Here is a 12,422-nt window from a genome sequence, read left to right as displayed (position 1 = left end):
TCACGCTGGACGCTGCGGGATCAAATCCGCGAAGAGGGCGCCGGCGCCAGCGGTGTTTTCGATCGCTCGCAGACGAACGCCGCCAGCTCCTGGCGAAGCGGCAACCCCTCGATCGAGCGAAGCGGCCCGTCATAGGCGCGCGTTACCTCGACCTTGGCGCGCGACGATCCGACGCCCAGCACATGGAACAGCCGTCGCTGGCAATCGACCTCGACCCGCGAATAGGCGACCCGCTCGCCCCGTTCCTCGCGCAGCACCGCGATGATCGTGCCGTTCAACGCCTTGCGCTCGCGCAGCAGGTAGTGGCGCGACCTGGTGTCCGACGGCGTCGGCACCAGCGTTCCCTGGATCAGCCGGCGCGGCTGCTCGTCCTTGTCGATCGCGACTGGCGTGTCGGCCAGGTTGCGCAGCGACACGCCATTGCCGTCGGGTCCCATGTGCGTGCTCGGCGCCTCGCCGCACGACACCAGCGTGCCGAGGCCGACCGCCGCCAACATCGCCGCCGCCGTCAATAGCTTCATCTGCATCGATCACTCCTGTCGGACATGCAGGCTCTAGTCGGGATGCAGAGCCGCGCCGCCAAGGGGCGACGGCGCGACAGCCATCATTTGTCACGCAGCGGCCATATCCACCCGCCGGACCGCAGTATTTCAGCGTCCCTTGGCCCCCGCTTCGATGATCGGCACGAACTTGGCGGCGGTCAGGCTCGCGCCGCCGACCAGCGCACCGTCGACATTGTCCAGCGCCAGGATCGACCCCGCATTGTCCCCCGTCACCGACCCGCCGTACAGGATGCGCATGTCGAGCGCGGTGTCGCCGATCATCTGGCGCACCTTGGCGCGCGCGATCGCGTGCATCGCCTCGATCTCCTCATGGCTCGGCGTCCGCCCCGTCCCGATCGCCCAGCGCGGTTCATAGGCGATGCTCAGCCACGATGCGTCGCCATCGTCGGGGACGGATTTCTCGAGCTGCGCCTGCACGACCCGCTCGGCCCGTCCTGCCAGCCGCTCCGCCTCGGTCTCGCCGACGCAGATGATGACCGACAGCCCGTGCCGGTGAGCCGCCGCCGCCTTCATATAGGCGTCGTGGCTCGTCTCGTGCTGGTCCGACCGACGCTCCGAATGGCCGACGATCGTGAACTGCGCGCCGACCTCTTTCACCATCGGTGCCGACACGCAGCCGGTATGCGCGCCGCTGTCCTCCTCGTGGATATCCTCGGCACCGATCTTGAGCGCGGGTACGCGCTGTGCCGCCGCCGCGATCAGCGTGGCGGGCACCGCCACCTCGACATCGATGCCCGGCGCCGCCGCCGCTGCGGCGGCGATCGCCTCGAGCTCGCCGAGCGCCGCCAGCGACCCGTTCATCTTCCAATTGCCCGCAATCAGCGTGCGCCTCGTCATCCCGTTCCCCTGTCTCGACTCTCGTTACGAAGGGCGATGGCGCGGCGGGCGCTTGATGGCAAGCGAGGTGGCCCGTAAAGCGTCGCTCCTCCCTGTCGGCCGCAACGGACGCCCATGCTCAGCTTTTTCCGCCGGATCATCAATTCAAAGGCCGGCATCGTCGTGACCTTCGTCGTCCTCGGCGTCATCGCCCTTGCCTTCGCGGCGGGCGACGTCACCGGGCTTCGGCCGTCCGGCGGCAGCCTGACGGGCAGCAATGTCGCGACGGTGGGCAAGGGCGCGGTGTCGGTCGCCGACTTCAAGACCGCCGTGGGCGCCCGCATCGACGCGATCCGCCAGCAGCAGCCGAGCGTCACCGTCGCCGACTTCGCCGCGCAGGGCGGGCTCGACGCTACGCTCGACCAGGTGATCAACGGCCTCGCGCTCGACCAGTTCGGCCACGCCGCCGGGATGCAGATCAGCAAGCGCCTCGTCGACGGCCAGATCGCCAGTCTGCCGGGTCTCCAGGGTCCCACCGGCCAGTTCGACCAGCGCATCTACGAGCAGCTCCTGGCGCAACGCCGGCTCAGCGACCGCCAGGTCCGTGCCGACATCGCGCGCGACATGATCGGGCAGCAGCTGCTCCGCCCCGCCCTGTCGGCCCGCTACCTGCCCGAAGGCATCGCGCTGCCCTATGCCGCGCTGCTGCTCGAAAAGCGTAGTGGCCAGGCAGCGTTGATCCCCGCCGCCGCGGTCGCGAACGGCGCGGCGCCGACCGACGCCGAGCTTCAGACTTTCTATCGCCGCAACATTGCGCGCTACACCCTGCCGGAACGGCGCGTGCTGAAATACGCGCTCGTCGGCCCCGCCGCGGTCGCCGGCCGCGTCGCGCCGACCGACGCCGAGATCGCCAAGGCCTATAACGACAATCGCGCGCGCTTCGCCGCCAGCGAGAAGCGCACGATCACGCAGGTCACCGTCCTCGACCAGGCCGGTGCCAATGCGCTCGCCGCGAAGGTGAAGGCGGGCACACCGATCGGCGACGCCGCCCGCGCTGCCGGGCTCGAGCCGTCGACCCAGGCGGGCGTCGACAAGGCCGCCTATGCCGGCACCACCTCGGCCCAGGTCGCCGACGCGGTGTTCGCCGCCCAGCGCGGCGCAGTTGTCGGGCCGATACGCGGCGGCATCGGCTGGATCGTCGCCAAGGTCGATTCGATCGAGGCGGTCGCCGGCAAGTCGCTCGACCAGGCGAAGCCCGAGCTCGTCGCCGAGCTGACGAAGCAGAAGACGCTCGACGCGCTCACCGCGGTGCGCAACGCGATCGACGATTCGCTCTCGAACAACGCCACCTTCGACGAAGCGGTCGCCGACCAGAAGCTGACCGCGCAGTCGACCCCCGCGATCACCGCGCAGGGCATCGATCCGCTGAAGCCCGACGCCAAGCCCGATCCCGCGCTCGCCCCCGTGGTCAGCGCCGGCTTCCAGCTTCAAGAGGGCGATTCGCCGCAGATGGTGCAGACCGGCCCCGACGGCAGCTTCGCGCTGGTCGGCATCGGGTCGCTGACTCAGCCGACGCCCCGCGCGCTCGCCGACGTCCGCGCCCAGGTCGACCGCGATTTCCGCCAGGACCGCGCCCGTGCCGAGGCGCGCCGGATCGCCGCCGACGTGGTGGCCAAGGTCAACAAGGGCACGCCGCTCGCGCAGGCGCTGTCGGGCACCGGCCGCTCGCTGCCCGCGCCGCAGCCGCTGGCGGCATCGCGTGCGGAACTGGCCTCCAACCCGCGTGCCGCGGCCGGCCCGCTCGTCCTGATGTTCAGCATGGACCGCGGCCAGGCCAAGCTAATCGAAGCGCCCGACGGCAGCGGCTGGTACGTCGTCCGCCTCGATCGGATCGACGCCGCCAACGCCGCCGCCAACCCCGCCTTCGTCGCCGACGCGCGCCGCTCGCTCGCCGGCGGGATCGGCCGCGAATATGCCGCACAGTTCGTCCGCGCCGTTCGCGACAGCGTTGGCGTCAAGATCGACAAGGGTGCCGTCGCCCGCACCCGCGCCGACCTAACCGGCGCCGGCGGCCCGAACTGATGATGCCGCGCAAGTCCACCCCGGCACGGGGAGGGGGACCATCGGCGCCAGCCGATGGTGGAGGGGGTTCCCCACAGGCGACTCGCCCGCCACTCGCCGGTGTGCGGCTGGTCCCCCTCCCCGTGCCGGGGAGGATTTAATGCCGCCCGACCCCCGCGCCCAGCTCGCCGCCGGCCGCCCTGCGTTCTTGTGGCGCCGGCAGGTTGCCGACACCGACACTCCCGTTGCCGCCGCGCTCAAGCTGATCGAGCCCGGCCGCGGCGACTTCCTGCTCGAATCGGTCGAGGGCGGTGCGACGCGTGGCCGCCACAGCCTGATCGGCCTCGCCCCCGACCTCGTCTTCCGCGCCCACGGCGACGTCGCCGAGATCAACCGCCACTGGTCGACGAACCGCGACGCCTTCGCCCCCGCCGGCGCCCCGACGCTCGCCGCGCTGCGCAGCCTGGTCGAGGAATGCCGCGGCGAGGTGCCGCCCGAACTGCCCCGCGCGCTCGCCTGCCTCGTCGGCTATTTCGGCTATGAAACCGTCGGTCTCGTCGAAACCCTGCCGCAGCCCGATGCCGATCCGCTCGGCTTGCCCGACATGCTGTTCGTGCGCCCGACGGTGGTACTGGTGTTCGATCGCCTCGCCGATGCGCTGTACCTCGTCGCCCCGGTCTGGCCAGTTGAGGGCGAACCCGATGCGCTGATGGCCGCCGCCGAGGAGCGCCTCGACTTGGTCGCCGCAGCGCTCGCCTCGGCCTCGCTGCCGCCGCCGGTCCGTGCCGAGCTGACGCCGCCGGCCTACACTCCGGCGATCCCGCCTGAACGCTACGCCGAGATGGTGGAAACCGCGCGCGAATACATCCGCGCCGGCGACATCTTCCAGGTGGTCCTCGCACAGCGCTTCTCGGCGCCTTTCCCGCTGCCGGCGTTCGAGCTGTACCGCTCGCTGCGCCGGATCAACCCGTCGCCCTATCTCTATCACCTCGACCTGCCCGGCTTCGCACTGATCGGGTCGAGCCCCGAAATCCTCGTCCGCGTCCGCGACGGCGCGGTGACGATCCGCCCAATCGCCGGCACCCGCCCGCGCGGCGCGACCGCAGCGGAGGACGAGGCGAACCGTGCCAGCCTGCTCGCCGACCCCAAAGAGCGGGCCGAGCATCTGATGCTGCTCGACCTCGGCCGCAACGACGTCGGCCGCGCCGCCGAGCCGGGCAGCGTCCGCGTTACCGCCAGCTACGGCGTCGAATTCTACAGCCACGTCATGCATATCGTTTCCAACGTCACCGGGGCGCTCGCCAGCGACCGCGATTCGCTCGACGCGCTGTTCGCCGGCTTTCCCGCCGGCACCGTCTCGGGTGCACCCAAGGTCCGCGCCTGCCAGATCATCGCCGAGCTAGAGCCCGAGCGCCGCGGTGCCTATGCCGGCGGCGTCGGCTATTTCTCGCCGGACGGCTCGATGGATTCGTGCATCGTGCTCAGGACCGCGGTCGTGAAGGACGGCACGATCCACGCCCAGGCCGGCGCTGGCATCGTCGCCGACAGCATTCCCGCCTATGAACAGCGTGAGTGCGAGGCCAAGGCGGGCGCCATTCTGGCCGCGGCGCGCGAGGCTGTGGAGCGGGCTGGCGCCCCCGCATACGGTCAGTAATCCTGACGCCCGATTCAAATCCCCTTCACCCCGGCCTCGAGCCGGGGTCCCGCTTTTATCCAACGAGTAAGGAGAAGACAGCGGGGCCCCGACTCAAGGCCGGGGTGACGAAGATTCCGGTTTAAGGAACCGTCGACTCGGTGCGCTGCTGCGCCTGCCGCTCGGCGATCCACTGCCGCCCGGCAACCAGCGAACAGCCAGTCTGCCCGCCCGTGCCCACCACAGAACAGGTGTTCGGCAGACCGCCGTTGACCCGGCTCACCTGGTCCATCGTTGCCGTCCGATTGACCCAGCTCTGGTTGTTCGCTGCAATCGGGCCATCGTCGCGGAACTGCTTGGGAATGCGATAGGGCTGGTCGAGCGTCGAGCACACCACGACCTCGGTCGAGGTCGACGGCGGGCACTTCTGCCCCGCCGACAGCGTGACGCTGCGCACGCGCTGCGGCGGCTGGCCGCTCTCCGCCTGGGTATCCTGCGCCGCGGCGATCGCCGGCGAGGCGAGCAGGGCGGCAGCGATCACGACGCGTAACATGGGGGCATCTCCTTGGTCCTTCGACATAACGTTCCACGGCGCCGCTGGCTCCGCGCTGAACGCGGTCTCACACCCGTCGTGTCACCACGGCATTGCAGCGCGGCAACAATCGTTGCGAAGTCGCTGCCATCGGCTATGGCGGCGCGATGATCCTGGTGATCGACAATTACGATAGCTTTACCTGGAACCTCGTCCACTACCTCAAGGAGCTGGGCGCGGCGGTCGAGGTCGTGCGCAATGACGCGATGTCCGCGGGGCAGGCGCTGTCGTCCGGTGCCGAAGCGTTCCTGATCTCGCCCGGCCCCTGCACGCCAAGCGAGGCGGGCGTCAGCCTTGATCTGGTCGCTGCCGCCGCCGATGCGGGGCGGCCCTTGCTCGGCGTCTGCCTGGGGCATCAGGCGATCGGCCAGTATTTCGGCGGCCGGGTCGAACGCGGCGGGCTGATGCACGGCAAGACCTCGCCGATCGAGCATGACGGCACCGGGCTGTTCGCCGACCTGCCCTCCCCCTTCACCGCGACGCGTTACCATTCGCTGATCGTCAATGACGTGCCAGAGACGCTCGTCGTCAACGCGCGCAGCGACGATGGCGTGACCATGGGCTTCCGCCATACCACGCTGCCGATCCACGGCGTCCAGTTCCATCCCGAAAGCATCGCGACCGAGCATGGTCATGCGATGCTCGCCAATTTCCTCCGTATTGCCGGCCTTCCCGTGAAGGCACTGGCGTGACCACCGTCGCGTTGTTGCCCGACCCGTCGACGCCGCTGGCGCGCGAATCGGCGCGTCAGGCGTTCGCCGACCTGCTCGATGCCCGCACCTCGGAAGACGCCGTTGCCGACTTCCTGATCGCGCTCGCCGACCGCGGCGAGACCTCGATCGAGATTGCCGAGGCGGCCCGCGCGCTGCGCGAGCGGATGGTGCCGATCGATGCCCCCGCGGGCGCGATCGACGTGTGCGGCACCGGCGGCGACGGCCATCACACGCTCAACGTCTCGACCGCGGTGTCGCTCGTCGTCGCTGCCGCCGGCGTGCCGGTGGCCAAGCACGGCAACCGCGCCGCCTCGTCGAAGGCCGGTGCCGCCGACACGCTTGAGGCGCTGGGCCTCGACATGGAGCGCGCCGGGGCGCTCGCCGAGGCGACGCTGCGCGATCTCGGCATCTGCTTTCTCTTCGCCGCCAACCACCACCCGGTCATGCGCCGCATCACCCCGATCCGCCGCCGCATCGGTCGCCGGACGATCTTCAACCTGATGGGCCCACTCGCCAACCCAGCGCGCGTCACCCGCCAGCTGATCGGCATCGCCCGGCCCGACTATGCCCCGCTCTATGGCAAGGCGCTGGAACAGCTCGGCACCGAAGCGGCGTTCGTCGTGTCGGGCGAAGAGGGGCTCGACGAATTGTCGGGCGCGGGCCCCAGCATCGTCGTCTCGATCGGCAGCGCCGCGCTGCCTCGCCACGTCACACCCGACGACGCCGCCCTCCCCCGCCATCCGCTCGCCGCGATCCGTGGCGGCGATCCGGTGTACAACGCCCGGCGCCTGCGCACGCTGCTCGATGGCGAGCATGACGCCTATCGCGACGCGGTGCTGCTCAACGCCGCCGCCGCGCTGGTGCTGGCGGGCACCGATACCCATCTTGCCGACGCGGCGAGCCGCGCCGCCACTGCCATCGACACCGGTGCCGCCGCGCGCCTGCTCGACGCCTGGATCGCCTACGCATGAACGTCCTGACCCGAATCATCGAAACCAAAAAGGCGGAGGTCGCGGCACGCAAGTGTACGACCAGCCTCGCCGATCTCGACGCCGGGATCGACGCCGCCACCGCCCCGCGCGGCTTTTGCGCCGCGCTCGACGCCCGCGTTGGCCAGCCGGCGCTGATCGCCGAAATCAAGAAGGCCAGCCCTTCGAAAGGGCTGATCCGGGCCGACTTCGATCCCCCCGCCCTCGCCCGCGCCTATGAGGAAGGCGGCGCCGCCTGCCTTTCGGTCCTGACCGACGAGAAGTGGTTCGAGGGCTGCGACGATTATCTGAAGGCCGCCCGCGCCGCCTGTTCGCTGCCCGTCCTGCGCAAGGACTTCATGGTCGATCCGTGGCAGGTACACGAGGCGCGCAGCATCGGCGCCGATGCGATCCTCATCATCGTCGCGGCGCTGGACGATGGCCAGATGGCCGAGATAGAGGCTACGGCGAACGACTGCGGCATGGACGTGCTCGTCGAGGTCCACGACGCGGCGGAGATGGAGCGCGCCGCGCGGCTGAAGTCGCGGCTGATCGGCATCAACAACCGTGACCTGCGCGATTTCTCGGTCGATCTCGCCCGCACCGTAGAACTGATGGGCCGCGCGCCCGAGGGCACGACGCTCGTCACCGAGAGTGGGATCATGACCCACACCGACGTCGCCGACATGATGGCGCGCGGCGTCCACTGCTTCCTCGTCGGCGAGGCGCTGATGCGCCAGGACGACGTCGCCGCCGCCACCCGAACACTGCTCCAGGGATGAGCCTGACCCACCTCGACGCGGCTGGCGCCGCGCATATGGTCGACGTCGGCGGCAAGTCGGTGACCCGGCGCGAGGCGACCGCCCGGGGCCACATCCGCATGAGCGCCGAGGCGCTCGACGCGATCCGCACCGGCGCCGCCGCGAAGGGCGACGTCATCGCCGTCGCCCGCGTCGCCGGCATCATGGCGGCGAAGCGCACCGGCGACCTGATCCCCCTCTGCCATCCGTTGCCGCTTAGCCGCGTCAGCCTCGACCTCGCCTTCACCGACGACGGCATCGAAGCGACGGCGACCGCCGCCACCGAGGGCAAGACCGGGGTCGAGATGGAGGCGATGACCGCCGTCTCGGTCGCGCTGCTGACGATCTACGACATGGCCAAGGCGGTCGACCGGACGATGGTCATCGATGCGGTTCAGCTGCTTGCGAAAAGCGGTGGAAAGTCTGGTGATTGGGTACGCGGCTAGGCCCCGTACTTACGCAGACTGGGGATGGGGATCGCTCAGGATGTTGATTCGTGCTGCGACATCGGCCGATGCTGCCGAGATGAGCCGTGTCCTTCGCGCCATCATCGCGGCGAGCGGCCGCGAACGACCCGGCGACATCGCGTTCGTTCTCGCGCAATATATCGACAATTTCACCGGCATCCGTTGCAGCGTCGCGGTCAGCGACTCCAATAGGCTGCTCGGCTTCCAGTCGCTCGTTCGGGCGACGCCCGGCAATCGCTACCACGTTCCCGACGGGTGGGGCATCATCGGCACCCACATCGGTCCGGACGCCCACCGCCAGGGCGTCGGCAAGGCGCTGTTCGCCGCCAGCCTGGCGGCCGCAACGGCAGCAGGGATCGAGGCGATCGATGCCTATATCGGCGCCGACAATGCGACCGGCCTCGCCTATTACGCAGCGATGGGCTTCACGACCTATCACAAACCTCCTGGCATCGTGCAGAAGGTCTATCGGCTCGGCTGATGCCCGCTCAGCCCCCCATTGCCTGCCTCACCGTCTCCATCGGCGCGGCCAGCGCCTCATAGACTTCGAGCGCGACGAACACCGCCGCACCGCCGCCGCCCAGGACCAGCAGCGACGACTGGAACGCCGCCGCAATGGCGCGGCTCCGCTCCACCCGCCGCGCGACATTGCCTTCGTGCGCGAGGGCGCGTGCGCTCCGCGATACCTCGCTCCCGTCGCGGCTCGCCTTGCGCCGCCCGCGCGGTTCGGCCACGAGCGCCCGGGCGTTGACCTTGTCCTGGACGCGAACGCCGAAGAACCGGTCCTTCTGCCACATGACGCGGCCGATCATGACCAGCGACCCGCGGCGAATGTCGACATAGCTGCCGACCGCCGGCGCGCCTTTCGCCCCGGCGACCAGCAGTCCGCGCGACGAAACATTGTGGATACACGCGTCGCTCCACGCGCCGTTGACGTTCATCCGACAGGGCACGACGACCTTCACGCGCGGCTCGCGTGGTCGCAAGCCCGATTGCAGGGCGGTCATCAACACTGTCACGCCCCCTCTGGTGGTCGACGAAGGAGCCTCCCCTGACACGCCAGGGGAAAACACAACGTTAAGTGCAGGGGCGCTGCCGCGATATTTATCCCATGATATGTATTGATAGTACGATAGCGCACTGTCGTTGCCGACCGACGGCAAGCGGCCTACCGCCCACGCCATGACGTTTCGCTCGATCGCCCGCGCCGTTCTGGCGCTGATCCTCACCGCCGTGTCGACCGGCGCTCCCGCTGCCCGCCCGCGCGAACCCGCGGTCGTGCGCGTCCGGCTGACGACCGGCGTCGGCGCGATCACGCTGGCGCTGGACACCCGGCGGGCGCCAGCGACCACCGCCAACTTTCTCGCCTATGTCGACGACGGTCGCTTCGACGGCGTCTGGTTCTATCGCGCCGCGCGCAGCCGCCTCGCGCCGAAGTTCGGCTTCGTCCAGGGCGGGATCCGCACCGATGCGCAGCGCATCCTCCCCGCCTTCCCGCTCGAAACCACGGCGAAGACCGGCCTGCGCCACCTCGACGGCACCATCTCGATGGCGCGGCGTGCCGAGGCCGGGTCGGCGGGCGGCAACTTCTTCATCACCGTCGGTCCGATGCCGGCGATGGACGCCGGCCCGCAGTCGCCCGGCTATGCCGCGTTCGGCCGCGTCATCGCCGGGATGGACACGGTCAAGCGCATCCTCGCCCTCCCCACCGGCGGCGGCATGGGGGGCCAGCTTTTGCTGCGCCCGATCCGGCTCATCAGCGCCAAGCGGCTGAACGGCACCCCGCACCCCACCGGCCGCGTCAAACCCTGGCTCGAGGTCAAGAAGCCCGTGTCGGCGAAGCCCGCTCGATGAGCCTCGTCCCCGTCGCCGAGGCGCAGGCACGCCTCTTCGCGCTCGTCAGCCCGGTCGCCACCGAGACGCTGCCGATCACCGCCGTCGCCGGCCGCTGGGCCGCCACCGATCTCCATGCCCGCCGCACCCAGCCCGCCGCCGACCTGTCGGCGATGGACGGCTATGCGATCCGCTACGCCGACCTCCCCGGCCCCTGGCAGGTGATCGGCGAAAGCGCGGCGGGCGCCCCCTTTGCCGGTCGGGTCGAGACGGGCGAGGCCACCCGCATCTTCACCGGCGCCGTGATGCCGGCGGGCGCCGACACCGTGCTCGTGCAGGAAGAGGCGGGTCGCGATGGCGCGACGCTCACCCTGATGGGCGAAGGCCCGCCCCGCCTCACCGCCAATGTCCGCCGCCGCGGGCTCGACTTCTCGGCCGGCGACACGCTGGTCGCGGCCGGCCAGCGGCTGACGCCCGCCCGGCTCGCCGTCGCGATCACCGGCGGCGTCGCCGAAGCGACCGTGCGTCGCCGCGTCCGGGTCGCGATCGCCGCGACGGGCAACGAACTGGTCCCCGCCGGCACCCTCGCCGATCCGCTGTCGCTCCCCGAATCCAACTCGCCGATGCTCGCCGCGATGCTGGCCGACCTGCCCGTCGATCTGGTGCCGCTCGGCATCCTGCCCGATGACCTCGACGCGCTCGCCACCGCCTTCGCTGCGGTCGATGCCGACCTGCTCGTCACCACCGGCGGCGCCTCGGTCGGCGACCATGATCTCGTCCGGCCAGCGCTGGAGGCGGCCGGCGGCAGCCTCGACTTCTGGCGGATCGCCCTCCGGCCGGGCAAGCCGATGATGGCCGGCCGCCTCGGCGACGCGGTCGTGCTCGGCCTGCCGGGCAATCCCGTCTCGGCCTTCGTCACCGCGCTGCTGTTCGTCCGCCCGCTCGTCGCCCACCTCGCCGGGGCGGCCGATCCGCTGCCGCTGTCGACCGTCGCCATCCTCGGCGAAGCGCTGCCCGCCAATGGCCCGCGCACCGATTATCTGCGGGCGGAAGTGCGCGATGGCCGGGCCTATGCCTCGACCATCCAGGACAGTTCGATGCTGCTGACGCTCGCACGATCGACATGCCTGATCGTCCGGCCGCCGCACGCTTCGGCGGCCGCGGAAGGCGACTCGGCGGAAATCCTCGTCATCGCTTGACGGGGGCGCAGGCGTTCACTAGAAGTTCCGCGTCTGTTCCCGACGAAAGGGTCGCCATGCTCACGCGCAAGCAGCACGAGCTCGTCTGCTTCATCAACGACCGGCTCGAAGAGACCGGCGTATCGCCGTCGTTTGAGGAAATGAAGGAGGCGCTGGCGCTGAAGTCGAAGTCGGGCGTCCATCGCCTGATTTCCGCGCTCGAGGAACGCCAGTTCATCCGCCGCCTCCCCAACCGCGCCCGCGCGCTGGAGGTGCTGCGCATGCCCGAGCGTGGCGAGAAGAAGCCTGCGGCGCCTGCCACGGCGCCGACCGAACGGGCCGTTACCTTCGAGAACTTCAAGCCTGCGCCGACCCCCGCCAACGACGTGGTCGAGATCCCGCTCCATGGCCGCATCGCCGCCGGCGTGCCGATCGAGGCGTTCGAGGGCAGCTCGATGCTCGCCGTCCCCGCCGCGCTGCTCGGCTCGGGCGAGCATTACGCGCTCGAGGTGTCGGGCGACTCGATGGTCGAAGCGGGTATCCTCGACGGCGACTACGCCCTGATCCGCCGCACCGAGACCGCCCGCGACGGCGAGATCGTGGTCGCGCTGATCGAGGAATGCGAGGCGACGCTGAAATATTTTCGCCGCGAAGGCGCGATGGTCCGCCTCGACCCGGCAAACCGCTCTTACGATCCCCAGCGCTATCCGCCGAGCCACGTCCGCGTACAGGGCAAGCTCGCCGGCTTGCTCCGCCGCTACGACTGAGGCCAGGTTCCGCCCGCCACGTTACCGTCAT

Annotated in this window: 14 protein-coding genes; 10 read left to right on the top strand and 4 right to left on the bottom strand. The window is 70.2% G+C overall.

Translation table 11 applies throughout. The annotated features are described in order from the left end of the window. Window positions 1–20 precede the first annotated feature (20 nt). Both GGQ80_RS06865 and tpiA read right to left on the bottom strand, forming a co-directional pair. Window positions 21–527 (bottom strand): hypothetical protein, encoded by a 507-nt coding sequence (locus GGQ80_RS06865; protein ID WP_183983157.1) that lies wholly within the window; start codon window positions 525–527, stop codon window positions 21–23. A gap of 123 nt (window positions 528–650) precedes the next feature. Next, window positions 651–1,400, bottom strand: coding sequence for a triose-phosphate isomerase (gene tpiA / locus GGQ80_RS06860; RefSeq protein ID WP_183983156.1), 750 nt, complete (start codon window positions 1,398–1,400; stop codon window positions 651–653). Between the two features lie 114 nt (window positions 1,401–1,514). On the opposite strand from tpiA, the gene GGQ80_RS06855 reads away from it, so the two are divergent. Both GGQ80_RS06855 and GGQ80_RS06850 read left to right on the top strand, forming a co-directional pair. After that, window positions 1,515–3,461, top strand: a complete 1,947-nt coding sequence (locus GGQ80_RS06855) for a peptidylprolyl isomerase (protein WP_183983155.1) — start codon at window positions 1,515–1,517, stop codon at window positions 3,459–3,461. Between the two features lie 139 nt (window positions 3,462–3,600). Next, window positions 3,601–5,094 carry an anthranilate synthase component I family protein gene (locus GGQ80_RS06850; RefSeq protein ID WP_183983154.1) on the top strand — a complete coding sequence of 498 codons (1,494 nt, stop codon included), beginning with the start codon at window positions 3,601–3,603 and terminating at the stop codon, window positions 5,092–5,094. Between the two features lie 121 nt (window positions 5,095–5,215). Here GGQ80_RS06850 and GGQ80_RS06845 read toward each other — a convergent pair whose 3' ends face one another. Continuing rightward, window positions 5,216–5,626 carry a hypothetical protein gene (locus GGQ80_RS06845; protein ID WP_183983153.1) on the bottom strand — a complete coding sequence of 137 codons (411 nt, stop codon included), beginning with the start codon at window positions 5,624–5,626 and terminating at the stop codon, window positions 5,216–5,218. A gap of 146 nt (window positions 5,627–5,772) precedes the next feature. On the opposite strand from GGQ80_RS06845, the gene GGQ80_RS06840 reads away from it, so the two are divergent. The 5 genes from GGQ80_RS06840 to GGQ80_RS06820 are packed head-to-tail and all read left to right on the top strand — an operon-like array spanning window position 5,773 to window position 9,094. Then, window positions 5,773–6,357 carry an anthranilate synthase component II gene (locus GGQ80_RS06840; RefSeq protein WP_183983152.1) on the top strand — a complete coding sequence of 195 codons (585 nt, stop codon included), beginning with the start codon at window positions 5,773–5,775 and terminating at the stop codon, window positions 6,355–6,357. Then, window positions 6,354–7,349: an anthranilate phosphoribosyltransferase gene (gene trpD / locus GGQ80_RS06835; protein WP_183983151.1), complete on the top strand. Its 996-nt coding sequence runs from the start codon at window positions 6,354–6,356 to the stop codon at window positions 7,347–7,349. Before GGQ80_RS06840 ends, trpD begins: the two co-directional genes overlap by 4 nt. Beyond that, a complete protein-coding gene (gene trpC / locus GGQ80_RS06830) occupies window positions 7,346–8,128 on the top strand; it encodes an indole-3-glycerol phosphate synthase TrpC (RefSeq protein WP_183983150.1) in 783 nt (260 codons plus the stop codon). Before trpD ends, trpC begins: the two co-directional genes overlap by 4 nt. Next, window positions 8,125–8,592 carry a cyclic pyranopterin monophosphate synthase MoaC gene (gene moaC, locus GGQ80_RS06825; RefSeq protein WP_183983149.1) on the top strand — a complete coding sequence of 156 codons (468 nt, stop codon included), beginning with the start codon at window positions 8,125–8,127 and terminating at the stop codon, window positions 8,590–8,592. The genes trpC and moaC overlap by 4 nt, the downstream gene beginning before the upstream one ends. A gap of 40 nt (window positions 8,593–8,632) precedes the next feature. Beyond that, window positions 8,633–9,094, top strand: coding sequence for a GNAT family N-acetyltransferase (locus tag GGQ80_RS06820; RefSeq protein WP_183983148.1), 462 nt, complete (start codon window positions 8,633–8,635; stop codon window positions 9,092–9,094). A gap of 7 nt (window positions 9,095–9,101) precedes the next feature. On the opposite strand, the gene GGQ80_RS06815 is transcribed toward GGQ80_RS06820, so the two are convergent. Then, the gene (locus tag GGQ80_RS06815; protein WP_221364228.1) at window positions 9,102–9,620 is read right to left on the bottom strand and encodes a PilZ domain-containing protein; all 519 of its coding nucleotides are present in this window, start codon (window positions 9,618–9,620) and stop codon (window positions 9,102–9,104) included. A gap of 175 nt (window positions 9,621–9,795) precedes the next feature. On the opposite strand from GGQ80_RS06815, the gene GGQ80_RS06810 reads away from it, so the two are divergent. Genes GGQ80_RS06810 through lexA form a run of 3 tightly spaced genes read left to right on the top strand, consistent with a single transcriptional unit; the run spans window position 9,796 to window position 12,391 of the window. Beyond that, window positions 9,796–10,467 (top strand): peptidylprolyl isomerase, encoded by a 672-nt coding sequence (locus tag GGQ80_RS06810; RefSeq protein ID WP_183983146.1) that lies wholly within the window; start codon window positions 9,796–9,798, stop codon window positions 10,465–10,467. After that, window positions 10,464–11,645, top strand: coding sequence for a molybdopterin molybdotransferase MoeA (locus tag GGQ80_RS06805; RefSeq protein ID WP_183983145.1), 1,182 nt, complete (start codon window positions 10,464–10,466; stop codon window positions 11,643–11,645). Before GGQ80_RS06810 ends, GGQ80_RS06805 begins: the two co-directional genes overlap by 4 nt. 56 nt (window positions 11,646–11,701) lie before the next feature. Beyond that, window positions 11,702–12,391, top strand: a complete 690-nt coding sequence (gene lexA, locus GGQ80_RS06800; protein ID WP_183983144.1) for a transcriptional repressor LexA — start codon at window positions 11,702–11,704, stop codon at window positions 12,389–12,391. The last annotated feature ends 31 nt before the right edge of the window (window positions 12,392–12,422 follow it).

The sequence above is a fragment of the Sphingomonas jinjuensis genome, assembly GCF_014197105.1.
Taxonomy (GTDB): Bacteria; Pseudomonadota; Alphaproteobacteria; order Sphingomonadales; family Sphingomonadaceae; genus Sphingomonas; species Sphingomonas jinjuensis.
This window is presented reverse-complemented; position numbering and strand designations above follow the sequence as displayed.